Source organism: Nocardia sp. NPDC004722, from assembly GCF_053601505.1.
In genome coordinates this window covers 1-24321 of record NZ_JBSGBY010000041.1, presented here as the reverse complement: position 1 = coordinate 24321, position 24321 = coordinate 1, and the positions used below count along the sequence as shown (strand labels likewise).

Annotated in this window: 17 protein-coding genes and 1 pseudogene; 6 read left to right on the top strand and 12 right to left on the bottom strand. The window is 68.4% G+C overall.

The annotated features are described in order from the left end of the window. The 5 genes from ACWELQ_RS07220 to ACWELQ_RS07200 all read right to left on the bottom strand — a co-directional run. Window positions 1-1325, bottom strand: a 1325-nt coding sequence (locus tag ACWELQ_RS07220; RefSeq protein ID WP_452396142.1) for a uroporphyrinogen-III synthase, incomplete at its 3' end; no start/stop codon positions are given. Continuing rightward, the gene (gene nirD, locus ACWELQ_RS07215; RefSeq protein WP_452396141.1) at window positions 1322-1714 is read right to left on the bottom strand and encodes a nitrite reductase small subunit NirD; all 393 of its coding nucleotides are present in this window, start codon (window positions 1712-1714) and stop codon (window positions 1322-1324) included. The genes nirD and ACWELQ_RS07220, both read right to left, overlap by 4 nt. A 67-nt stretch (window positions 1715-1781) precedes the next feature. Continuing rightward, window positions 1782-4334, bottom strand: coding sequence for a nitrite reductase large subunit NirB (nirB, locus tag ACWELQ_RS07210; protein WP_452396146.1), 2553 nt, complete (start codon window positions 4332-4334; stop codon window positions 1782-1784). A gap of 38 nt (window positions 4335-4372) precedes the next feature. Then, a complete protein-coding gene (locus tag ACWELQ_RS07205) occupies window positions 4373-5842 on the bottom strand; it encodes a nitrate/nitrite transporter (protein ID WP_452396140.1) in 1470 nt (489 codons plus the stop codon). 258 nt (window positions 5843-6100) lie between these two features. Beyond that, entirely contained in the window at window positions 6101-7270 is a 1170-nt protein-coding gene (locus ACWELQ_RS07200) for an MFS transporter (protein WP_452396145.1), read from the bottom strand. A 221-nt stretch (window positions 7271-7491) separates the two neighbouring features. On the opposite strand from ACWELQ_RS07200, the gene ACWELQ_RS07195 reads away from it, so the two are divergent. Both ACWELQ_RS07195 and ACWELQ_RS07190 read left to right on the top strand, forming a co-directional pair. Continuing rightward, window positions 7492-8175: a FadR/GntR family transcriptional regulator gene (locus ACWELQ_RS07195; RefSeq protein WP_452396139.1), complete on the top strand. Its 684-nt coding sequence runs from the start codon at window positions 7492-7494 to the stop codon at window positions 8173-8175. 175 nt (window positions 8176-8350) lie between these two features. Continuing rightward, window positions 8351-9811, top strand: coding sequence for an MFS transporter (locus ACWELQ_RS07190; protein ID WP_452396138.1), 1461 nt, complete (start codon window positions 8351-8353; stop codon window positions 9809-9811). A 155-nt stretch (window positions 9812-9966) separates the two neighbouring features. Here the strand turns inward: ACWELQ_RS07190 and ACWELQ_RS07185 are convergent, their stop codons facing one another. The 3 genes from ACWELQ_RS07185 to ACWELQ_RS07175 all read right to left on the bottom strand — a co-directional run bounded on the left by ACWELQ_RS07185 (window position 9967) and on the right by ACWELQ_RS07175 (window position 13550). After that, window positions 9967-10818, bottom strand: a complete 852-nt coding sequence (locus ACWELQ_RS07185) for a TIGR02569 family protein (protein WP_452396144.1) — start codon at window positions 10816-10818, stop codon at window positions 9967-9969. Between the two features lie 359 nt (window positions 10819-11177). Next, the gene (moeZ, locus tag ACWELQ_RS07180) at window positions 11178-12362 is read right to left on the bottom strand and encodes an adenylyltransferase/sulfurtransferase MoeZ (protein WP_452396137.1); all 1185 of its coding nucleotides are present in this window, start codon (window positions 12360-12362) and stop codon (window positions 11178-11180) included. Window positions 12363-12599: 237 nt separating this feature from the next. Further along, window positions 12600-13550, bottom strand: coding sequence for a sigma-70 family RNA polymerase sigma factor (locus ACWELQ_RS07175; protein WP_452396136.1), 951 nt, complete (start codon window positions 13548-13550; stop codon window positions 12600-12602). Between the two features lie 402 nt (window positions 13551-13952). Here ACWELQ_RS07175 and ACWELQ_RS07170 point away from each other — a divergent pair, with 402 nt between their 5' ends. Continuing rightward, window positions 13953-15356: a DHA2 family efflux MFS transporter permease subunit gene (locus tag ACWELQ_RS07170; RefSeq protein ID WP_452396135.1), complete on the top strand. Its 1404-nt coding sequence runs from the start codon at window positions 13953-13955 to the stop codon at window positions 15354-15356. 28 nt (window positions 15357-15384) lie between these two features. Here the strand turns inward: ACWELQ_RS07170 and ACWELQ_RS07165 are convergent, their stop codons facing one another. Then, window positions 15385-16347 (bottom strand): DUF3152 domain-containing protein, encoded by a 963-nt coding sequence (locus ACWELQ_RS07165; protein ID WP_452396143.1) that lies wholly within the window; start codon window positions 16345-16347, stop codon window positions 15385-15387. Between the two features lie 420 nt (window positions 16348-16767). On the opposite strand from ACWELQ_RS07165, the gene ACWELQ_RS07160 reads away from it, so the two are divergent. Beyond that, window positions 16768-17427, top strand: coding sequence for a TetR/AcrR family transcriptional regulator (locus tag ACWELQ_RS07160; protein ID WP_452396134.1), 660 nt, complete (start codon window positions 16768-16770; stop codon window positions 17425-17427). Between the two features lie 133 nt (window positions 17428-17560). Here ACWELQ_RS07160 and ACWELQ_RS07155 read toward each other — a convergent pair whose 3' ends face one another. Both ACWELQ_RS07155 and ACWELQ_RS07150 read right to left on the bottom strand, forming a co-directional pair. Continuing rightward, window positions 17561-17788 (bottom strand): DUF3107 domain-containing protein, encoded by a 228-nt coding sequence (locus ACWELQ_RS07155; protein ID WP_379362340.1) that lies wholly within the window; start codon window positions 17786-17788, stop codon window positions 17561-17563. Between the two features lie 111 nt (window positions 17789-17899). Continuing rightward, on the bottom strand, window positions 17900-18601 hold the full coding sequence (locus ACWELQ_RS07150; RefSeq protein WP_452396133.1) for a ferritin-like fold-containing protein: 702 nt from the start codon (window positions 18599-18601) through the stop codon (window positions 17900-17902). Between the two features lie 165 nt (window positions 18602-18766). Between ACWELQ_RS07150 and ACWELQ_RS07145 the strand changes: the two genes are divergently transcribed. Beyond that, window positions 18767-19891 carry an SGNH/GDSL hydrolase family protein gene (locus tag ACWELQ_RS07145; protein WP_452396132.1) on the top strand — a complete coding sequence of 375 codons (1125 nt, stop codon included), beginning with the start codon at window positions 18767-18769 and terminating at the stop codon, window positions 19889-19891. 18 nt (window positions 19892-19909) lie between these two features. Here ACWELQ_RS07145 and ACWELQ_RS07140 read toward each other — a convergent pair whose 3' ends face one another. Next, on the bottom strand, window positions 19910-20944 hold the full coding sequence (locus ACWELQ_RS07140) for an alpha/beta fold hydrolase (RefSeq protein ID WP_452396131.1): 1035 nt from the start codon (window positions 20942-20944) through the stop codon (window positions 19910-19912). 449 nt (window positions 20945-21393) lie between these two features. Between ACWELQ_RS07140 and ACWELQ_RS07135 the strand changes: the two are divergent. Further along, window positions 21394-22965, top strand: a pseudogene (locus ACWELQ_RS07135) (DEAD/DEAH box helicase); the annotation flags it as partial. Between the last annotated feature and the right edge of the window lie 1356 nt (window positions 22966-24321).

Genomic DNA, 24321 nt, shown 5'->3' with positions numbered 1-24321 from the left:
CGTGCACCGCCCACCGCGGTCGGCGGTGCGGGGCGTCGGGCGCTGCCGGTCGCGGGCGGCACCTCGGGCAAGGGCCGCCGGGTCGTGGGACGAGCGGGCATCTCTCGGCGGCCGCCGAGACCCGGCGAACGGGTCGGGAAGCCTTGGCGGACAGCCGGAACCACCGGGTCCGGGTGCGGGTTGTCGATGCATTCGGCTGGGTCGAGGGCTAGGCGGTAGCCGCGTTTGACGACGGTTTGGATGGCTTTGGGGGTGCCGAGGCCCGCGCGCAGGCGGGCGATGGCGGTCTCCACGGCGTGGGTGTCGTCGCCGCCGCCGGGGAGGGCGGCGAGGAGATCTTCGCGGGAGACGACGCGGCCGGGCTGGCGGGCCAGCGAGCGCATCAGGGCCATGGGGGCGGGGGCCAGCTGGCGGACCTGGCCGTCCACGACGACGCAGGCGCCGCGGACGCTGAGCATGTGCCCGGCTGCCTGAATTCGATTGGCGCGCCGGGGCAGTTCCTCGGCGACGTGGCGGGCCAGCGCGCCCAGGCGGGCGCGGCCGGGCATGGAGGTGGTGACGCCCAGTTCTTCCAGCGGGGCCGCGGTGATCGGGCCGACGCAGGCGGGCAGCACGCGGGTGCGGAAGGCGTGCAGGACGGCCTCGAGCAGGCCGGTTTCCTTGGCGCGCATGAGCAGTGAGGCGACCGCGGGGGCGCTGGTGAAGGTGACGCAGTCCAGTCCGGCGGTGACGATGCCCTCGAGGAGGCGGTCCATCGGGGTGCGGTCCTCGGGCGGAATCCACCGGTACACCGGCACCGGGACCACGTCGGCCCCGGCCATCCGCAGCACCTCGCAGAAGTCCGGAACCGGCTCCCATTCGGTGGTCGCGCCGTGCAGCTGCACCGCGATGCGGACGCCTTCGACGCCCTGGGCCAGCAGGTGATCGAGCACCTCGGCGCTGGATTCGGAAGCGGGAGACCACTCTTCGCGCAGCTCGGCGGCGCGGATGGCGCCCTTGGCCTTGGGGCCGCGGGCCAGCATGCGGTTAGCGGCCAGGGTCGAGCACAGCTGCTCGGCCAGGCCCCAGCCCTCCGCGGCCTCCATCCAGCCGCGGAAGCCGATCCCGGTGGTGGCTACCGTGATCTGCGGCGGGTCGGCGACCAGCTGGCGCGTCACGCGTTCCAGCTCGGTGTCGTCGGCGAGCGGAATGATCCGAATGGCCGGGGCGGACACGACATTCGCGCCCCGGCGGGTGAGCAGGGTGCCGAGTTCGTCGGCGCGGCGGGCGGCGGTGATGCCGACCGTGAATCCAGCGAGCGGGGTACCGCCGTCGACCTCGGTCATGCCGTACCGCCTGGGAACTCCACAGGTTCGTTGGACACCGCGACCACACCGTTCTCCACGCGCACCGCGTAGACCGGCAGGGCCACCGCGTCGTCGTCCAGGCAGCGCCCGTCGATCAGCGAGAACGCCTGCTTGAGCAGCGGCGAGGCCACTACCGGCAAGCCGCCGCGGTCGCCCACGATGCCGCGGGACATGACCGCCGCCCGGCCGAAGGGATCGATATTGCCGACCGCGAACAAGGTCTGGTCGGCGGTCAGGAACAGGGCCGCCTGGCGACCGCCCTTGAGCAACACCGCCACGCCGCGGCCCGGAATCAGATAGTCCAGTCGGCAAGCCTGGGTCCAGCCGGAAATGCTGGTCGCGGTGCCGGGTGTGTCGATCACGGTCATCGGTAAGTCTCCTCCGAACGGCCTGTACCTATTGGTACCGACGTCCTGTTTCCTAGCGGTTAAGCAGTCATTTCCCGTGCGTGGCGGACTCGGCGACCTGCGGAAGACCGACCGGGATTTCCGGAATGCCGAGCAGCACCGGCACCTTGCGCTCGCCGCTGTCGTCGAAACCGATGGTCGGGTCCGACTCCTCCGGCGCGTTCACGAAGGACACGAAGCGCGAGAGCTTGCCCTCGTCCTCGAGCACCGCGGCCCACTCGTCCTTGTAGCCCTCGACGTGCTTGGCCATGGCGGCCTCCAGGTCGGCGGCGATGCCCAGGCTGTCCTCGCAGACCACCTGCTTGAGGTAGTCCAGTCCGCCCTCGAGGGCCTCCTGCCAGGGCGCGGTGCGCTGCAGGCGATCCGCGGTGCGGATGTAGAACATCAGGTAGCGGTCGATGTAGCGGATCAACGTCTCGTCGTCGAGTTCGCCCGCAAGCAGCACCGCGTGCTTGGGGGTCAGGCCGCCGTTGCCGCCGACGTACAGGTTCCAGCCGTGCTCGGTGGCGATGACGCCGACGTCCTTGCCCCGCGCCTCGGCGCACTCGCGGGCGCACCCCGACACCGCCAGCTTCAGCTTGTGCGGGGAACGCAAACCGCGGTAACGCTTTTCGAGCAGCACCGCCATGCCGACCGAATCCTGCTGGCCGTAGCGGCACCAGGTGGAACCGACGCAGGACTTCACCGTGCGCAGCGACTTGCCGTACGCGTGGCCGGATTCCATGCCGACGTCGACCAGGCGCTTCCAGATCAGCGGCAGCTGCTCCACCCGCGCACCGAACAGGTCGATGCGCTGACCGCCGGTGACCTTCACGTACAGGCCGAACTCCTTGGCGACCTCGCCGATGGTGATGAGCTGCTCGGCGGTCACCTCGCCGCCGGGCATGCGCGGCACCACCGAATAGGTGCCGTTCTTCTGCAGGTTGGCCAGGAAGTGGTCGTTGGTGTCCTGCAGCGACGCCTGCTCGCCGTCGAGGATGTGATCGCTCGAGGTGGAGGCCAGAATGGAGGCGACGGTCGGCTTGCAGATGTCGCAGCCGGTTCCGGTGCCGTACTTGGCGATCAGCGCCGAGAAGGTGCGGATGCCGGTGGACTGCACGATGTGGAACAGCTCGGCGCGCGACTGCGTGAAGTGCTCGCACAGCGACTTGGAGACCGCCACACCCGACTGCTCGAGGAGCTTCTTGAGCATGGGAACGCAACCGCCGCAAGAGGTTCCAGCATTGGTGCAGCTCTTGATGGCGGGCACGTCGCACGCCCCGTCGGCGATCGCACCGCAGATGGAACCCTTGGAAACGTTGTTGCACGAGCAGATCTGGGCGTCGTCGGGCAGCGCGTCCGCGCCCAGTTCCGCACCGGCCGGGGAGATCAGCGCGGCCGGATCGGCAGGCAGCGGGCGGCCGACCAGCGGGCGCAGCGCCGAGTACTGGGTGGCGTCGCCGACCAGCACACCGCCGAGCAGGGTCTCGGCGTCGTCGGAGACCACGAGCTTGGCGTAGGTGCCCTTGGCGGCGTCGTGCAGGACCACCGACAGCGCGCCCTCGGTACGGCCGTGCGCGTCACCGAAACTCGCGACGTCCACGCCGAGCAGCTTCAGCTTGGTGGACAGGTCCGCGCCCGGGAACTCGCCCGCGCCGCCGAGCAGGCGGTCGGCGACCACCTCGGCGGTGCTGTAGCCGGGGGCGACCAGGCCGTAGCAGACGCCCTCGACCGCGGCGACCTCACCGATGGCGTAGATGTTCGGGTCGGAGGTTTGCAGGCCGAGGTCGGTGATGACGCCGCCGCGCTCGCCGACGGCCAGACCCGCGCTGCGAGCGATCTCGTCACGCGGGCGCACACCGGCGGCGAAAACCACCAGGGCCGAGGACAATTCGCTGCCATCGGAGAAGCTGACCTTGAGTCGCTCGGCAAGCGGTGCGCCCTCGACGGTTTCGATCGAGGAGGTGCCGACCCCGGTGTGCACGGTCAAACCCAGTTCGGTGACCAGCTTTTCGAGGATCGCGCCGCCGCCCTCGTCGATCTGGGCGGGCATCAGCCACTTGTTGAACTCGACCACGTGCGGGGTCATGCCCAGCAGGCGCAGCGCGTTGGCGGCCTCGAGACCGAGCAGGCCGCCGCCGACCACGACGCCGACCGCGCCCGGACCGGCCGCCTCGGCCGCGGCCCGGATGCCGTCGAGATCCTCGAGGGTGCGGTAGACGAAGTTGCCGGGCAGATCATGACCGGGGACCGGCGGCACGAAGGCGTACGAGCCGGTCGCGAGAACCAGTGCGTCGTAGGCGATCACCTCGCCGGTGGAGGTGGTGACCTTGCGGTCGGTCTTGTCGATGGCGTCGGCCTTCACGCCCAGGCGCACCTCGACCAGATCGTCACCGGCGTACTCGTTGCCGGGCAGCGCCAGCGCGGACGCCTCCCAGGCGCCCACGTAGGAGGAGAGCCCGACGCGGTCGTAGGCGGCCAGCTTCTCCTCGCTGAGCACGATGACCTGCCAGGTCCCGGCCTCGTCGCGGGAGCGCAGCGCCTCCACGAAACGGTGTCCGACCATGCCGTGGCCGACCACCACAACGGTCTTGCGTTCGATGCTGTGGGTCATGACGGTCCCTCTTTCGCGAATGGGCGTCAGGCGCGAGCCGACGAGGTGGACGGGGAATCGGTGGCCGACTCTGCTTGCAACACAAGCGATTCGGCCTCGACGACGACATCGGCTTCGGCAGCGGCGCGCGAGCTCGGCCGGCGCAGGAAGACCGCCCAGCAGACCAGGGCGCAGAGCACGTAGAAGCCCATGAAGATCCAGAACGCGGTGGTCGCGGACTTGGTGGAGGCGTAGGAGGAGCGCAGCACCAGGTTGATGCCGACACCGCCGAGCGCGCCGAGGGCGCCGACGAATCCGATGAGCGCGCCGGAGGCGTTCTGCGCCCAGGCCGCGCGGTGTGCCGAATCACCTTGCAGGCTACGGGATTTGGCTTCGAACACCGAGGGGATGATCTTCGTCACCGCGCCGTTCCCGATGCCGGAAATGACGAACAGGGCAGTGAATCCGATGACCATGGCAACCATCAAGCTACCACCGAGATGGCCGCGGTGATCGCCCATCGTGCTCGAGACGGCCACCACAGTGGCGGCAATTGTCATGGCGCCGAACGTAATTGCGGTCACCTTGCTGCCACCGATGCGGTCGGCCCACTTGCCGCCGTACGGGCGGGCCAGCGAACCCAGCAACGGGCCGATGAAGGCGATCTGCGCGGCGTGCAGGGTGGCCGCGGCGACGCTCGCGCCGTCGGCCTTGAAGTTGATCTGCAGCACCTGCCCGAACGCGAAGCTGTAGCCGATGAACGAACCGAAGGTGCCGATGTACAGGAAGGCGATGGCCCACGACTGCGGCACCCGCAACGCCTTGACCATGTAGGACAGATCCGCCTTCTGGTTGCGCACGTTGTCCATGAACAGCGCCGCGCCGATGGCCGCGACCACGATCAGCACCAGGTAGACCGCGCACACCACCGAGGCATTGCCGTAGGCGTTGCCCAGGGTCGCGATCACCGCCAGGCCGATCAACTGCACCACCGGCACACCGATATTGCCGCCGCCCGCGTTCATGCCCAGCGCCCAGCCCTTGAGCCGTTGCGGGTAGAAGACGTTGATGTTGGACATCGACGAGGAGAAGTTGCCGCCGCCCAGACCCGCGAAGGCCGCCACGATCAGGAACGTCGTGTAGGAGGTGCCCGGCTGGTTGATGAAGTACAGCGTCAGCAGCGTGGGGATGAGCAGCAGCAGCGCGCTCACGATCGTCCAGTTGCGGCCGCCGAACTTGGCGGTGAGCACGGTGTACGGGATCCGCATGAAGCCGCCGACCAGGGTCGGGATGGCGCCCAGGAAGAATTTGCCCGCCGGGTCGATGTGGAAGACGGCCTGCGGCATGAACAGCACCATGACCGACCAGATCGACCACACCGAGAACCCGATGTGCTCGGCGAACACCGACCAGATCAGATTGCGGCGCGCGATGTCCTTACCACCGGCTTCCCAAGCCACGACATCCTCGGCATCCCAATGCTCGATGTCGCGCTTGCGGGTCAGCGTCGTCAACAAGAGGCCCTCCTGAAATCTGGATGGCCCCAAGGTAGAAAACGGGTATTGCGGCGATGCTGCGCGGAATGACCGTCAAATCAACGGTTGCTCACGAATATCCGGAACGCGGCGTGAGAAGTAGCCATTTGTTTCGGCCATGTGACACAACGGTTTCCGCCGGTCACGAACTGCCTGAAAACGAGAATTCGAGCCGTGAGGTGAGATCGCTGCCACACAGCATGATCCCAACCTCACGGCTCGGCAACTCGAACGGTGAATTTATTTCCAGGTGTCCTCGAGCAGCTGCGGCTTGCACGCCACCCAGCCGCCGACCATCAGCACCACGACCGCGAGGACCAGGAAGCCGAACGGCGCCAGCCAACCACCGGTCATCGTGTGCAGCGCACCGAACAGCAGCGGGCCGGTGCACGCCACCGAGTAGCCGACGCCCTGTGTGAATCCGGACAGCGCGGCCGAACCGGCGCCCGTGCGGGTGCGCAGGTTGATCAGGGTCAGCGCCATCGGGAACGTCGACGGGCCCAGACCCAATGCCAGCACCCACACCAGCGGGGCGGCCATCGGCGCGAACAGCAGACCGGCGAAGCCGATCAGGAAGAACACCGCGCAGCCGATCACCATCGGGAACGGATTGGCCATGCGCGCCAGCACGACCGGTGCGCCCAGCGCGGCGACCAGACCGATCAGCGCGAAGATGCCGACCATGCTGCCGCCGAAGGAGGCGCTGGCCCCGGCGTCGCTGAAGATCGTCGGCATCCAGGTGAACAGCGAATAGGTGATCAGCGAGGTCATGCCGAACATGAAGGCCATGCCCCAGGCCAGCGGCGAACGCCACACCCGGCCGGATTCCGTCGCGTCGGACGGCAAGACGGTTGCCTCCGAAGCCAATTCGGTGGTGTCGACCCGAGCACGCTGACGGCGGACCCGCAGCACCGCGATCCACGGCAGGGCGGCGGCGAAGGCCAGCGCGGCCCACATGCCCACCGAGACCCGCCAGCCGTGCGCGTCGGCGATCGGCACCGTGATCAGCGCCGGGAAGACCGTGCCCAGCTGCACCATCACGATGTAGACCGAGCTGAGCACCGCCAGTCGATCGGAGAAGTACCGCTTCACCAGCGGCGGGATCACGATATTGCCGATGCCCATACCGGCCAGCGCGAAGGCCGAGAAGGCCAGCAGCTCCCAGGTATTGGGCACGATGGCCCGCAGCACCTGGCCGACACCGGTCATCAGCATGGCCACCAGCGCGGTCATCTCCAGGCCCAGGCGACGCGAGATGATCGGCGTGATCAGCCCGCCCAGGGCGAACATGGCGGTCGGCAGCATGCCGAAGACGCCGACCACGGCGGTGGAATAGCCGATGTCCTGGCCGATCCGCCCGGCCAGCGGGGTGAACGCGGTGACGGCCACGCGCAGCGTCAGCGCGGACATCACGATCGCGGCGAAGACCAGGACGCGGCCCTCGAACAGCGAGCGCTTCGAGAGTTCGTGCGACGGGAGCGGGGTGCGATCGATGGTGGCGGGTCGCCGGGGTGCGGGGGCGGTCCCCCGCGAGGTTGTCATCGTCTCATCCATCGTCGCAGTCACCACGAAATCATAGGATGACCCGATGATGTGATGCAACGAATGTGAGGCAGGGTACGCTGTCCCCCGTGCAACCAGTCCGGCGCACGAGCCTCATCGCCCAGGTGACAGAGCAGCTTCGTGCCGAAATCCGTTCCGGCCGTTGGGCCGTCGGCTCGCGTATCCCCACCGAGCCCGAACTCACCGAACTCACCGGCACCGGCCGCAATACGGTGCGCGAGGCCGTCCAGGCGCTCGTGCACGCCGGCATGCTGGAACGCAGACAAGGTTCGGGGACCTACGTCATCTCCACCTCCAGCCTCGGCGGGACGCTGTCGTCCTATTTCGCCGACGCGCATCAGCGCGATCTGCTCGAGCTACGGCAGGCCCTCGACACCACCGCGGCCCGGCTGGCGGCCAAGCGACGCGACGAGACCGATATGGCAACCCTGCGGCGACTGGTCGAGGATCGAACCCGGTTCTGGGACACCGACTTCGAGGCCGCCATCGAGGCCGACGTGCAACTGCACCGCGCGATCGTCGTCGCCAGCCACAATGCGGTATACCTGGAGTTCTACGATTCGCTGCTGCCCGTCATCGCCGAGGGGATCCGCTTCCGCTCCGAACGCGAGGGCGAGACCTATCACGAGGAGCACGCGGAACTGGTGCAGGCGGTCATCGACGGCGATCCGGAACGCGCGGCCCGCACCGCCAACTGCTTCCTCGACTCGCTGATGGCCGAATACCGGACGCTTGATACAAAATTCGAGTAACCGGAACGTCACCGCTCACAACTTCGAAAAGTGAGCTGGAATTACCGTTCCTGTCACCGAAAGCCATTCGGATGTAAAAAGCACTTCCTACGGTTGACGCGACCGCACCGGTTCCCCTCCACGACCGGGGACCGATTGATGAGGGCGGTCGCGACAGCCGAGAGGACACCTGCTCATGGCAACCGTTGTAGAGGCACCGGACACCGCCTTCGCCTATCAGAGACGCGGACGGTGGATCGACCGGTGGGAACCGGACAACAATGAATTCTGGGAAAACGGGGGTAAACAAACAGCCCGCAAGAATCTGATCTTCTCCGTGTTCGCGGAGAACCTCGGATTCAGCATCTGGGTCATCTGGGCCAGCATCGTGACCGCCATGGGCTCGGCCGGATTCGCCTTCCTGGGCGCCAAGAACCCCGACGCGGTGAACAACGCGCTGCTGCTCACCTCCACCCCGACCCTGGTCGGCGCGGCGCTGCGCGTCCCCTACACCTTCGCCATCCCGCGCTTCGGCGGCCGGGCCTTCACCGCCTTCAGCGCGGCCATGCTGCTGATCCCCACCCTGGGCATCGCCTACTTCATCAACCACCCGAGCACACCGATGTGGGTGTTCATGGTGCTCGCCGCGCTCGCCGGTGTCGGCGGCGGCAACTTCTCCTCCTCGATGGCCAACATCAACTTCTTCTACCCCGAAGGCAAGAAGGGCACCGCGCTGGGCATCAATGCCGCGGGCGGCAATCTCGGTGTGGCACAGACCCAGTTGTTCGTGCCGCTGATCATCACCCTGGGTACGCACATCTTCGCCAAGAACCCGGGCGGCTACCGGTTCGGCATCACCCTCGCGGTGCTCATGTGGATTCCGTTCATCCTGATCGCCCTGTTCGGCGCGCTGCGCTACATGGACTCGCTCTCCGGCGCGAAATCCGACGGCTCGTCCTACAAGGCGGCCCTGAAGAACCCGCACACCTGGGTGATGGCCGTCCTCTACATCGGCACCTTCGGGTCCTTCATCGGCTTCTCCTTCGCCTTCCCGACCCTGCTCAAGGCCAACTTCCCGAGCCTGGCCAAGATCGGCTGGATGGGCACGCTCGGCAACCTCGCCTTCCTCGGCGCGCTCGTCGGGTCCATGAGCCGGCCCTTCGGCGGGTGGATCGCCGACAAGCTCAGCGGCGCGAAGATCACGCTGTACGTGTTCGGCGGCATGGCGATCTCGGCCGCGCTCATCGTGGCGTCGTTGTCCGCCAAGAACTTTCCGCTGTACCTGATCTCGTTCCTGCTGCTGTTCGTGTTCAGCGGCATCGGCAACGGGTCCACCTACCGGATGATCCCGATGATCTTCACCGCCGAAGCGCGCAAGCGCGCCTCCGAAACCGGCGGGGACATCGCGGAGGCGCTGGTCTCGGCGAAGCGGCAGGCGGGCGCGGCGATCGGTGTCATCGGCGCGGTCGGCGCGGCGGGCGGCTGGGTGTTGCAGCAGGCGCTGCGGCTGTCGAACACCCACTACCACAGCATGAATCCGGCGTTCTGGGGTTATGTGGTCGCCTACCTCGCCATGGGCGCGCTGACCTGGTGGTTCTACCTGCGGTCGTCCTTCGCCGTGGGGCGGGCGCCCTCGCTGGCGCACGCCAACGTGTAGAGGGCCCAACTCTCGGGGGCTCTCGGGGGTAAACCCCTGAAACCCCGAAGGCCCAGAGACTTTGGAAGCGTGCCTTCCGAAGATCCCCTCCCCTCGGGGGATTGAAAAGGCCGCGCCGGATTCGTCGCCCGGCGCGGCCCTTTTCGTGTCGAGGCTCAGAGCAGCAGGCGGATCATGTCCGCGGTGCGGGCCAGGCCCGGGAACGACTCCGGCGTGGACCGGGGATGCAGGGCATGGACCGCGAGCCGGAACATGACCGCGCGCACCAGCATCTGCGGCCACTCCGGCAGATCCGCCCAGCGCTCCAGCAGACCGTCGTCGGCGCCGCCCCACGACAGCGCGTCGACCACGATCACCGCCGCCGCCCACGGGGCGGGCCGCCAGTACGGGGTGATGTCGGTGAGACCCGGCGCGAAACCGCCCGCGAACAGCACGGTTCCGAACAGGTCACCGTGCACCAGCTGCGCGGGCGTGCTCACCGGCTTGCGCAGGGTGGACAGCTGGGTGATCAGCGTCAGGCTGCGGTCCCCGTCGGGCGAGGTGGACGGCAGCATGCCGCCCAGCTTCAGGCTGCGCAGCGGAACCGCCTCCCACGCAGCACGATCCGACGCCGCGAACACGTCCACGTCCGCCCACGGGGCCACCGGTTGCGCGGCCAGGAAGCGGGGGCGTTCCAGCTGCACCGTCTTCTGATGCAGGCGCAGCGACAGCGAGACCACCTCGTCGTGCCGCGGCTCGGGCAGCCCCTCGAGATAGGTGTCGGCGCGCCAACCCGAGACGACATAACGGCCGTCGGTGGCGCGCACGGGACGCGCCAAGCGGATCCCGTCCACCCGCAGCGTCTCGCGCACCTTCGCCGACCAGGCGGCCCGGGCGTGATCGGTCACCGGGCTCAGCACCACATCGCCGAGTCGCCAGCCGCCGTCCCAATTGCCCAGCGGAACCGGCGCTTCCTCGCGCAACCCGAAGGTCGAGCGCACATGCTCGGGAGGTTCCACAGCAGTCATGGTCACGCGCGTACCGTACCGCCGTAAAGAGGCGGGAATCGGACGCCACACCGGATAACCGACCACCCGGAACGAACTCGATAAGTTGCCGGAAATTTTGCTGGTCGAGGCAGTGCAGGGGCCCGGAAGTCGTACTCCCGGACCCCTATTCGCTCAGTACACCGGCAGGGACGGGTCAACCTGGTTGGCCCAGGCGATGATGCCCAACCCGCCTCTCCGCGACTTCAGGCCAGACCCGGGTGCCGTCGAAGTTCCGCCGGCGACCGGCGGTCCTGAGCCCAACCAATTTCGGAGGTACCCAAGGAGTTACCCGGATCCTTCCGAAACCAGTTGTCTCGTCCCGATTACTCGGAACCGACTCAGTACACCGGCAGGGACGGGTCAACCTGGTTGGCCCAGGCGATGATTCCGCCCTGGAGGTGGGTGGCGTCGGAGAAACCGGCGTTCTTGAGGGCCGCGAGGGCCTCGGCGGAGCGGATGCCGGTCTTGCAGTGCAACACGATCGGGGTGTTCTGCGGGAGTTCGGCGAGGGCCTCGCCGGAGAGGATGCGGTCCTTGGGGATCAGGGTTGCGCCCTCGATGCGGACGATGTCCCATTCGACCGGTTCGCGGACGTCGATGATGGCGACGTCCTTGCCCGCGTCGAGCATGTCCTTGAGCTCGCGCGCGGTGACGGTGGAACCGATCGCGGCGGCCTGGCCCTCCTCGGAGACCACACCGCAGAACGCGTCGTAGTCGATGAGCTCGGTGATCGGCTCACGCTCGGGATCGCGGCGCAGCTTGATGGTCCGGTAGGACATGTCGAGTGCGTCGTAGACCATCAGACGGCCCAGCAGCGGGTCGCCGATGCCGGTGATCAGCTTGATCGCCTCGGTCACCATGATCGAGCCGATGGACGCGCACAGCACGCCCAGCACGCCGCCCTCGGCGCAGGAGGGGACCATGCCCGGCGGCGGGGCCTCCGGGTACAGGTCGCGGTAGTTGATGCCGCGACCGTCGGGGGCGTCCTCCCAGAAGACCGAGACCTGGCCCTCGAAGCGGTAGATGGAACCCCACACGTAGGGCTTGCCGGCCAGCACCGCCGCGTCGTTCACCAGGTAGCGGGTGGCGAAGTTGTCGGTGCCGTCCACGATCAGGTCGTACTGGCGGAACAGCTCGATGGCGTTGTCGGGCTCGAGGCGAATCTTGTGCAGCTCCACGGTGATTCCGGAATTGATCTCCAGAATCGAATCGCGCGCGGAGTCGGCCTTGGAACGGCCGATATCGGACTCGCCGTGAATGATCTGACGCTGCAGGTTGGACGCGTCGACCTCGTCGAACTCCACGATGCCGAGCGTGCCCACGCCCGCGGCGGCCAGATACAGCAGCGCCGGGGAGCCGAGCCCGCCCGCGCCGATGACCAGCACGCGCGCGTTCTTCAAACGTTTCTGCCCGACCGTCCCGAGATCCGGAATGATCAGATGGCGGCTGTAGCGGGCGACCTCGTCCCGGGTCAGCTCCGCCGCAGGCTCCACCAGGGGCGGCAGGGAGGCATGCGATGACACGTCTTCGGACTCCTCAATCGAATTCGCCGGATACTCGCGGCCATTGCTGCAACACCGGGACATGCGGCGTTCTTCCCCAAGCCTAGGGGAGGTTCAACTCTCGAAGACTCTCAGGGGCTGACGCCCCTGAAACCCCCTGAAGGGGTCGGCACTCAGGGGCTGACGCCCCTGAAACCCCTTGGAGGGGGTTGTGCGCTCAGGGGGCCGACACCCTGTAACCCCTCGAGGGCGGGGAGGTCAGAGCCAGGCGGGGAGGTCGAAGAGGCGGAACAGGTCGGGGGCGTGGAAGATGTCCATGCGGGTGATGCCGCCCTCGGCGAGGGTGAGGACGTGCAGGTTGGCGGCCTCGAAGATGTCGCCGCGGCGGACGTAGGCGGCCAGGGCCGGGCGGTCGCAGGCGCGGGTCGGGATGAGACGGAAGCCGCCGTCGCGGGCGAAAACCCGGGCCAGGAACGCGGTGACCGCGTCGCGGCCGTCGAACCACGCCAGGATGGGCGGCATCTGCAGCATCGCGTCGTCCCGCAGGACGCGTTTCAGGGCCTCGATGTCCATCGCCTCGAAGGCTTCGACATAGCGCTTCAGCAGTTCCCGCTGCTCCTCGTCGCCGAGCTCGGCCGGGCCGGGCGGGACCGCCGACAGCTGCGCGTGCGCCCGCTGCAAAGCGCTGTTCACCGCCGCGGTGCTGGTGTCCAGCAATCCGGCGACCTCGTTGGCCCGCAACGCGAGCACGTCGCGCAGGATCAGCACCGCGCGCTGCAGCGGCGGAAGATGTTGCAGCGCCGCCACGAACGCCAGCCGCACGCTCTCGCGGGCCGTGACCACCGCGGCCGGGTCGCCATCACCCAGCAGCGCGTCGGGAAACGGCTCCAGCCAAGGCAATTCGGGTGACCGCTCGAGCGGTTCGGGGCCGTACGCCGGATTCGGCGGCGTGAGATCCACCGGCAGCGCCCGCCGCTTCGCGCTCGCCAGCGCGGTCAGGCAGACGTTGGTGGCGATCCGATACAGCCACGTCCGTATCGAAGCCCGTTGCGGGTCATACGATTCCGCCGCCTTCCACGCCCGCACCTGGATCTCCTGCACCAGATCCTCGGCATCATGCAGCGACCCGGTCATCCGGTAGCAGTAGGCGAGCAGTTCCGAACGGTGGGCATCGGCGACGGCGACCACGTCGTCGACAGTGGCGGTCATCCCACCTTGCTAGCACGGCAACGGCTCCCCGTCGAGCGACGGGACGTCTACTCCATCGAGCGACGGAACGGCCGCCCCGTCGAGCGCGGAGATGGCCGCGGCCTTCGGATCAGCCTCCTACCGGCACCTGGTCGGCGCGGTCGCCCTCTGTGTCGCGCTTGCCAGCACGCACGGCTCGCTGCCCGCTGCGACGGTGCCGCGACGTCGGCCTCCGCGATCGTCCGGAGAGCGCGAATCCCTCATCACCGAACGTCGGAACGACGCCTCGGTCCAGGCGTCCCGCGAGCGCCGAGAGAGGACGCGGGCGAGCGGAGCGGGTCCGCGACATCGAGGGCGATGAGTTTTCGCGGGGCGGTGAGTACGTACCGGTGACATCCCTCTCCGCCTGGAAGGCAACACCCCATGACCACGCATCAGCGCTGGACGCTCGCCTTAGCTTCGGTGGCGTCCCTCATGGTGGGGCTCGACGCGCTCGTCGTGACCACCGCGCTCAACACCATTCGCGTCGAGCTCGGCGCCTCGTTGGAGGCGCTCGGCTGGACGCTCAACTCCTACACCCTCGCCCTGGCCGTACTGCTGCTCACCGCCGCCGTGCTCGGCGATCGATTCGGCCGCCGCCGCCTGCTCATCGCCGGGCTGGTGCTGTTCACCGCGGCCTCGGCCGCCTGCGCGCTGAGCACCGGCATCGGGTGGCTCATCGCGGCCCGCACGGTGCAGGGGGCGGGCGCGGCGATGATCATGCCCGCCTCGTTCGCACTGGTCGGGGTGGCGTTCCCGCCCGAGCAGCGGGGCAAGGCCATGGGCATCTTCTCCGGTGTCGTGGGTCTGGCGATCCTCGGCGGACCGGTGGTCGGCGGCGCGGTCGTGCAAGGACTCACCTGGGAGTGGATCTTCTGGCTCAATGTGCCGATCGGCCTGGCGCTGATCCCGCTGGTGCGGCGCTTCGCGGCCGAAAGCACCGGGCCCGCACGGGATGTCGACCTCGTCGGCGTCGTACTGTCCGGCCTCGGCGTGCTCGGCCTGATCCTGGGCCTGGTCCGCGGCAACACCAGCGGCTGGAGCAGCGCCGAGGTGCTGGGCGCGCTGCTCGGCGGGGTGGCGCTACTGGCCGCCTTCGTCGGCTGGGAGTCGCGGGCCCGGCAGCCGATGATTCCGCTGCGGCTGTTCACCCATCGCGGTTTCAGCGCCGCCAATCTGGCGGGCGTGCTCATGACCGCCGCGCTGTTCGGCACCGCGTTCTTCTTCGCCCAGTACTTGCAGGCCGGATTGCACAACAGTCCGTTGGGCTCGGGCCTGCGGCTGCTGCCATGGACCGCAACGCTTTTCGTGATCGCGCCGCTCGCGGGGTCGAGCATGGCCCGCGTCGGTGAGCGACGGCTGGTGGTGAGCGGCCTGCTGCTCGCGGCCGTCGGCTTCGGCTGGATCGCGCTGGCCGCCGGGACCGGCGCAGGGTACCCGGCCCTGGTCGTGCCCATGCTGCTCGCGGGGGTCGGCATCTCGGCCGCCATGCCCGCCGTGCAGAACGCCGCCATCAGCTCGGTCGAACCGGAGGCCATCGGCACCGCATCGGGCATCTACAACGCCGCCCGGCAGTTCGGCGGCAGCCTCGGAATCGCCGTCACCTCAGCGGTTTTCACCGCCACGGGCGGCTACGGCAGCACGCTCGCGGTGCAGCACGGCTTCCGGGCCGCGATTCTCGCCAGCGCGGCGAGCGCGGGCCTGGGAGCCCTGGTGGGCCTGGGTGTCACTGTCCGGCAACGGAGTTCGGCGATTCCGGCCGCCGAACCGGTGGCCGCGGCGGCCTGACGCGCCGCGATCCAGGGGAAGACGACCCCTATCCGCGGGGATACGGCCAGGGGTTGAAGCGGCAGGACTTGCCGTCCATCGGCACCACGCCTTCGGGATCGAGCTTCGCGATGTCGTTGTTCTTGATCCCGAAGGTCTGCTGCATCATCACCGGCGCCAGGCCGCCGTCGGTCTCGCACGGCTGATGCTCGTGATAGCCGATGGCATGTCCCACTTCATGATTGATCTGATACTGCCGATACGACCCGACATCGCCCTCGTCCGAGAGCGCGCCGCGCACCCACCGCACCTCCGACAACAGCACCCGGCCGAGATCGGCGTTGTAGCAGGAGGAGTCGATCGGGATCTCGAATCCGCAGGACTTGCGGGTGGTGTCGCGCGAGGTGAGCGAGACGCGGAAATCCGGGGTGCCGGTGTCGATGCGATGGAAGGCGAAACGCGGATCATGGGTCCAGGACTTGGGATTGGACAGCGTGGCGTCGATCATCTTGCCGATGGCGTCGTCGCCGCCGAGGCTCGCGGTGTCCACGCCGTCCTCCACCTCGACGGTGTAGTTGAAGACGTGTTCGGAGCCGGTGCCCACCTGACCGGTGGTGCCCGGCACCACATGCCAGCTGCCCTTGCCGGTGTCGGTGTAGGAGCCGCCCGCGGGGACCACGCCGGAAGGCAGGTCCACCGCGTACTTTCCGTCGCCCTTGGGTCCGCCGTAGATGCCGCTGGGCTTGTCGGTGTGCGCGCTCAGATGACCGAAGCCGGGGAGCCCGGTGTCGCTGTCGCCGGTGTGGCGCAAGGCATCCACGGCGACCAGGACGGTGATCACCAGCAGCACGGGCAGCGCGTAGGCGCGCCAGCCGTAGGTGTTCACGAAGCGGCCCAGCGGGCTCTGTCGTTTGGTCTCGCGGTCGGGGCGCTGCCGGTTGGGGCCGTCGGCGGGCGGGGCGGTGGGGTCCCAGCGCGCCCGGAGCGGCTGATGGGAGGAAACCTGCGGCATCGGGGCCGGTGCGACCGGGGTCTGCACCGCCGGAGATACCGACGGGCCGGTCTGCGATGTGCCGGTGTCGGAATACAAACCGAGCGGATCGTAGATCGGCCCGGTGGGTCTGCCCCGGCGTGTGGTTCCACGCCCGCCGGAATCGCTACCCCCATGGTCGGTCACGACAGACAGACTCTCACAGTGCGGCCCGATGCACTCGGGCGCGGGGTTGGGGTCCGGTATTGCTGCGAGATATCTCACCCCAATGGGGCAGATCTCACAATTCGGGAGATGTGCTACACAGTTGTGATCGGCCTCGCATAATCGACGCCACAATATTCGGAACCTGGATCTGCACCGGCCCCCCGAGCGAGTATCGTTCGGTGGATACCGCCCGGTGAACATCCTTCCCGCCGGGAATCAACTGGGAGATCGGAAATGACTGACCTCGTGGACCGGATGACTTCGCACCGCATGTCATCCGAGGCGACGAGCAAGCGCGGCACCCGCCTGCCTCGGGAGGCGCGCCGGGCACAGCTACTCGCCGCGGCCAGCGAGGTCTTCGTGCAGCGCGGCTATCACGCCTCGGGCATGGATGAGATCTCGCAGTGCGCCGGCGTGAGCAAACCGGTGCTCTACCAGCACTTCTCGAGCAAGCTCGAGCTGTACTTGGCCGTGCTGCAGAACTATGTCGACGCGCTGGTCTCCAGCGTCCGCCAGGCCCTGCGCTCCACCACCAGCAACAAGCAGCGCGTGCGCGCCGCCGTGCAGGCGTACTTCGATTTCGTCGATCACGAAACCCAGGGCTTCCGACTGGTTTTCGAATCCGATCTGACCAACGAGCCGCAGGTGCAGCGCCGCGTCGAGCAGGCCACCGAGGCGTGCGTGGACGCGGTCTTCGACCTCGTCGCACACGATTCCGGTCTCGACCCCTACCGGGCCCGCGTGCTCGCGGTCGGCCTGGTCGGCGCCAGCCAGCTCAGCGCGCGCTACTGGCTCGAGGCCGATCGCCCGATTCCCAAGGATGACGCGGTGGATACCACCGTCGCGCTCTGCTGGGGCGGGCTCAAGCACGTGCCCTTGCATCCGATCGACTGAGACAATAATTCTCTCAACTCTCGAGGCTCTCAGGGGTAAACCCCTGAAACCCCAACAAAGAGAAAGAAATTGCCCCGCCCAGTAGATGGGCGGGGCAATTTCTTTATGTTCCAGAGAGTTTGGAGTGTCCGGTTCAGACAGCCGCGAAGCCGACCCGGCCCGAGGAGGGGGTCCCGATCTCGACATAGGCGACCTTGCTGGCCTGGATCAGGAACTTGCGGCCCTTCTCATCGGTCAGCGCCACGACGCCACCCTCACCCTGCAGCGCGCCGGTAACGGCCGCCTCGACCTCGGCGGGCGTCTGCGAGCTGTTGATGACGAGCTCACGCGGGCTATCCGAAATGCCGATCTTGACCTCCACGGCCAACCTCCGAACCTAGAGTCCTAGTGCTGTCCTGATCACGCTAGCGCAGCCGCGACAGCGGCCGCCCGCGACCGCCTGCGCTGTCAGCGAACAGATGGGAGCGAGCGGTCAGGCCAGACCCAGCACCCGCATGCGTTCGGCATGGCTGTTCTGCATGTGCTCGAAGAGGGTCGCGATGCCGCTCAGGTCGCCGGTGGCGGTGAGCACCAACTCGGTGAGCTCATCGCGCTGCGCCATCACGTACTGCGCCTGGGTGATGGCCTCGCCGAGCAGGCGGCGGCCCCACAGCGCCAGCCGGTCCCGCTCGGACCGGTTCTGCTCGACCGCGGTGCGCACCTCCTCGATCACGAACTCGGAGTGACTGGTCTCGGCCAGCACATCGCGCACCACGTCGGCGACCTCGGGAGCCAGGGCGCCGGCGATCTCGGTGTAGAAGTCGGCGGCGATGCCGTCACCGACGTAGAACTTCACCATCGACTCCAGCCAGGTGGAGGGGTCGGTGGAGGCGTGATAGGCGTCCAGCGCCCGCACGAACGGGGCCATGCCGTCGAAGACGTCCACGCCGCGATCGGCCAGGGCCGCCTCGAGCGTCTTGAAATGCTCCATCTCGTTGCCCGCCATCTTGGCGACGGCCACCCGGCCGCGCAGGCTCGGGGAGAGCTTGGCCTCTTCGGCGAGACGGTAGAAGGCGGAGATCTCGCCGTAGGCGAGAACCGCGAACAGGTCGGTGACTCCGGGATGTTCGGCGGAAATACGACCGTCGGACGACTCCGACGCGGCGCCGAGCGCAGTGGACGAGTTTGCTCCCATGAGACCCCACCCTAGCGGCAGAAAATGACGAGCATTCGCCCATCGGTGACACATCATCAGGCTTACGCTCGAAAAGCTCGAATGGCCTTGTGCCACAGTACTATTCACAAACCTACCGGTCGACTCGGAGGGCCGGACAGGGCACCACCCCGGCAGGAGTCCGCCATGCCTGTTCCAATCCAGAACCTCGTCATCCTCGGCGACAGCCTCTCCGACATCGGCATCAAACGCGAATCGCCCGCCGGCATGTTCGCCCGCGCCGTCGGCAAGATGCGCACCAACGAGGTCGGCCGCTACAGCGACGGCAAGAACTGGACCGACTTCGTCGTCGAATGGATCGGCGGCCAGTCGCTGATCCGGGCCAGCAGGAAGGAAACCGAGGACGCCACCGCACCGCATCGCCAGCTCACCAGCGACTCGCTGGTACTGGGCAGCACCAGCAACGCCACCCGGTTCCCCGTGTTCTACGCCAATTACGCCGAGGGTGGCGCGGTCGCGGCCGACGACACCGCCGACAAGGCAGGCGGGCTCGGCCACCTGCGACCACAGGTCGAGAAGTACATCGCGGCCCGCCGCGCCATGCTGAACAACCCGCCACCGGCCGCGCAGGGCATGTCCCAGAACGAGTATCCGGGCGCGACCCTGCACATCCTCTGGATCGGGCTCAACGACCTCATCACCGCCGGGCGGCCTGTCCCCGACGACAACAGCGCCAAATCCGGCACCGGAATCGGTCCGATCATCCGCGATATCTGCTCGCTGGTGAATCTGATCCCGAGTTCACTGCCCACCAATCCGTCGCTCGAGCATTTCGTACTCGTCGACCTGCCCAGTCCGCTGGTCTCGGTCCGGTTCCAGGACAAGGCCGCCGACAAGGGCGACGCCTCGGTCGAGCAGGCGGTGAAGAACGTCGCGAAATTCAATGACGCGCTGCAATATCTGGCCGGGCACTGGCCCGCGCCCGGCCCGAAGGACGGGCCCGGCGCGACCCCGGCCAATATCACCTTCGTGCCGATGAGCCAGTTCATGCAGCACGTCTCGGACAACGCGGCCGCGTTCCAGCTCACCCGGCTGGCCCAGGACCACGGCCCCGTGCCCTATCTGGGCATGGCCGACGCGACGCCACCGGCCATCCGGCGAGCGCTCACGACCAGCGATCTGGCCCACCCCACCCAGGCCGTCTACGAACTCATCGCACGCGAGATCGTCGACGTCGTGGTCCCGAAATACAGTGTGGGACGGCTGAATCAGCAGTCCTGGCCCGCCTTACGGCCGTATCCGAACGCGTGATCGGGCCGGATCACGTGATCAGGCCAGGTCGCGCAGGAACTTGTCCAGGTACATCCACGTGGTGTCGCGGGCGATGAGGATGCCGAGGTGCGATCCGGGGGCGGTCTCGTAGCGCACCTCGGCCGAACCGGTCAGGGTCTCGGTGCCGTGCTCGACGGCGGCGGCCGCGGTGATCGCGTCGTTCGGGCCGCCCACCAGCAGCACCGGCTGGGTGATGTCGGCCAGCGCGATCTCGCGGTCGGCCAGGTGCACAACGCCCTTGCCGATGTCGTTGTTGAGGATGAAACGGCCCCACAGCTGGTTGTAGAAGCGGCCCGGATAACCCGGCATCGCGTTCTGGAACCGGTCGATGGTCTCCATCCGGGCAAGCGTCGTGGTGTCCGTGAGATTGCTGGCAATGAAGTAGGGCCGCTTGAGTTCTCGTTCCCAGGCGGTCGCGCGGTAAGCGATCCGGGTCAACTGCGCGGACACCCCGCCGGCCGCGCGAATGGCGGCGGTCGCGGTGCGGCCGCCGTCGAGGCGGGCCAGCGTGCGCAGCTCGCGCGCGCCGAACATGTGGTCGTAGCTCAGCGGCGCGCCCACGGCCGTCACCGAGCGGATGGGCAGCGTCTGGTCGGCCGCGGCGGTCAGCAGCGCCAGCGTGCCGCCGATCGACCAGCCCACCAGATCCACCGGACGCCCGCCACGATCGGCCGACACCTGGCGGATGGCCTCCGGCAGGATGTCCTCGATCCAGGTCTCGAAGCCCATCCGACGATCCTCGAAGGTGATGTCGCCGTAGTCGACCAGGTAGGGCGCGCGGCCGGACTCCAGCAGGAAGCGGGCCAGGCTCTGCTCGCGGCTCAGATCGAAGCAGAAGGCGGGCGCGGCCAGCGGCGGCACCAGCAGCACGGCCGGATCCTCGGCGCCCGCACCGTCGTAGCGGCGCAGTTCGCGATGCGGCGCGTCGGACAGCACCGTCGACGGGGTCGGTTCGGGGGCTGAGATGCCGTCGCCGAAGGTCAGTGCCCACAGATTCTGGGCGGCGGTAGTCACGGTGTCTGCCAAGCTCACGGCACAACCTTCGCAGATAGTGGTACACGGCGTATCACTCATGTGAGCAACTCAACTGCCGCGCCCCGAGCCCGCACGGCCACTCCGGACGAATTATGGTGCGCCGCAATCATTAACGCCAATGCGAAACGATGGATCGGTGCGCCCATCCGCTCGATATGCGCGCCTACCAGCGCAATAACGCTGCACATTAGCGGTGGCGGAAATCAGGGCGAAGGCCGTATCACGCTACAATCTCCGCGGACGGCGGAAATTCATGCCCGTAGTCCAGAGAAAATGTGCGCGCACTCCGATCCGCAACACTGCACCGCCGCGCCAGGTCGACGCCCATCCACCGGAGAGGCATCCCAGCAGCGGCGAGAAACGGATCAAGTGGTCGTCGCGGACCGTCCGGGTCCGCCCCACGCCTCGTGCGCGCGAGACGCGATAAACGAGGAAAGGCAAGAACCCTGAGCAAGATCACCGTAGAGCAGGAACCGGGTGTGGCGGAGACGCTGCTGACCGCGGAACTCGACGACACCCACCTCGCTCCTTCTTTCGCCGAATTGGGCGTGCGGCCGGAAATTGTCCGGGCCCTCGCCGAACTCGGCATCGAACGCACCTTCGCCATTCAGGAACTCACCCTGCCGCTCGCGCTGTCCGGTGAGGATCTCATCGGACAGGCCCGCACCGGCATGGGCAAGACCTTCGGCTTCGGCGTGCCGCTGCTGCACCGCATCGCCTCCGAGGGCTCCGGCACCAAGACCCTCGACGGCACCCCGCGCGCCCTGGTCATCGTGCCGACCCGCGAGCTGTGCATGCAGGTCACCGAGGATCTCGAGAACGCCTCCAAGTACCTGAAGGACGCCACCGGCACCAAGGTCCGGGTCACCTCCATCTACGGCGGCCGCCCCTACGACTCGCAGATCGCGGCGCTGCGCAGCGGCGTCGACGTGGTCGTCGGCACGCCCGGCCGCCTGCTGGACCTGGCCCAGCAGAACCACCTGATCCTGGGCAAGGTCCAGGTCCTGGTGCTCGACGAGGCCGACGAAATGCTCGACCTGGGCTTCCTGCCCGATATCGAGCGCATTCTCAACATGGTTCCCGAGCAGCGGCAGACCATGCTGTTCTCGGCCACCATGCCGGGGCCGATCATCACCCTGGCCCGCACCTTCCTCAACCGGCCCACCCACATCCGGGCCGAGGAGCATCACGAGTCGGCGGTGCACGACCGCATCGCGCAGTTCATCTACCGCGCGCACGCGCTGGACAAGAGCGAGCTCGTCGCCCGCATCCTGCAGGCCGAAACCCGTGGCGCCACCATGATTTTCGCGCGCACCAAGCGGACCGCGCAGAAGGTCGCCGACGATCTGGCCGAGCGCGGCTTCGCCGTCGGCGCGGTGCACGGCGACCTCGGGCAGATCGCGCGCGAGAAGGCGCTCAAGAAGTTCCGCGAGGGCAAGATCGACGTGCTGGTCGCCACCGACGTGGCCGCCCGCGGCATCGATATCGACGACGTCACCCACGTCGTCAACTACCAGTGCCCCGAGGACGAGAAGACCTACGTGCACCGCATCGGCCGCACCGGCCGCGCGGGCAAGACGGGTGTCGCCGTCACGCTGGTCGACTGGGACGAGCTCACCCGCTGGGCCATGATCAACAAGGCGCTCGAGCTGGGTATCCCCGAGCCGGTGGAGACGTATTCGCGTTCCCCCCACCTGTATGCGGAACTCGGCATCCCCGAGGGCGTCACCGGCATCGTCCGCAAGCGTCCCGTCGAGCGCGACCGCGACGAGGAGTCCGTCGTCGTCGAGCGCGAACGCCGCACCCCCCGCACCCGCAACCGCCGCCGCACCCGCGGTGGCCAGGCGGCCGAGGGTGAGACCACGGTGGTGACCACCGAAGCCCCTGCCGCCGAAGGCGATTCGACCGCCGACCCGGAGAAGTCGGGCCGCCGCAAGCGCCGCCGCCGCCGCGGCCGGGGCGGCAACGCCCAGGCCGAGGTCGCCGCGACGGTCACCGACACCGCGGAAGCACCCGAGGTTTCCACCGCGACCGAGGTTTCCACCGCCAACGCGCCCGAGTCCGGCAACGGCTCCCGCCGCAACCGCACCCGCAACCGCCGCGGTCGGAACTCTGCCGACAACAGCAACGGTGCCGCCCCGGTCACCGGCGTCATCGAGGCGGTCGACGCCCCGGCCGCCACGCCGACCACCGTTTCCACCGGGCTGTTCTCGCACGTCGAGGCTCCCGTCACCACCGCAGCGAACACCGCCCCGGCAGTGGCAAACACCGCCACCGCGGCGGCGGACACCGTCGTCACCGAGCCGGTCTCCGACCCGAGTGGCAACGGTCGCACCCGGACTCGCCGTGCGAAGGCCGACGTGCCGGCGGATGCGGCGGCCACCACCGAGGTCGCCGCGACCGAGGAGTCGCCCGCGCCGCGCAAGCGTCGCAGCACCAAGGCCGCCCCCTCGGAATCCACTCCGGTCGTGGAGGATTCGGCTGCGGTGGCAGATACCGCCGCGGCGGACGCGCCCCGCAAGCGCACCCGCAAGGCCGTCCGGCCCGAATCGGCCGCTGTGGTCGAGGGGTCGGCCGCCGAGACCTCCACCGTTGCCGAGCCGGTCGCCGAAGAGGCGCCGCGCAAGCGGACCCGTAAGGCGGCGAAGCCGGTCGAGGCCGAGGTGGTCGTGGCCGAGGCGGCGCAGGTCGCCGAGACTCCGGCCAAGCGCACCCGCCGTACTGCCAAGGCCGCGGCCGAAACCGCCGAGGTTGCGGTGGAATCGGTTGCCGCCGAGGCTGATTCGGCCGAGCCGGTACTGAAGGCTCCGCGCAGCCGGGCCCGAAAGGCCGCAACCGCCGAGGTGGCCGAAACCGCCGTGGCGGTCACCGACGCCTCGGACGAAGCGCCGAAGAAGACGGCCCGCAAGAGCACTCGCAAGGCCGCTGCCACCGAGGTCGTGGAAGAGGCCCCGAAGGCCGCCCCGCGCAAGCGGACCCGCAAGGCCGATGCCGAAGCGGGCGCTGCCGACGCGACGGTCGCCGAGGCACCGAAGGCACCGGCGAAGCGCACTCGCAAGGCCGTGGCGTCCACCACCGAGGCCGCACCGGAGGCCGAAACAGCCCCGCGCAAGCGAGTTCGCAAGGCCGTCGCCGTCGCGGAGGTCGCCGAACCGGCCACCGCCACGAACGGCGAGACCGCGGCTCCGGTGAAGCGGACCCGACGCAAGAAGGCCGAAACCGCCGAAGCCGCCGAAGTGGTGGCCGCCTCGGCGTAACCGCCGTATCAACGCAGACCGGCGCGGTCGCCACTTCGGTGGCGACCGCGCCGGTTGTGTGTGGCGGGCGGAGGGCGCGGCGGATCGGCTAGTCTCGCTGTCGTGCTCGCACCGGAG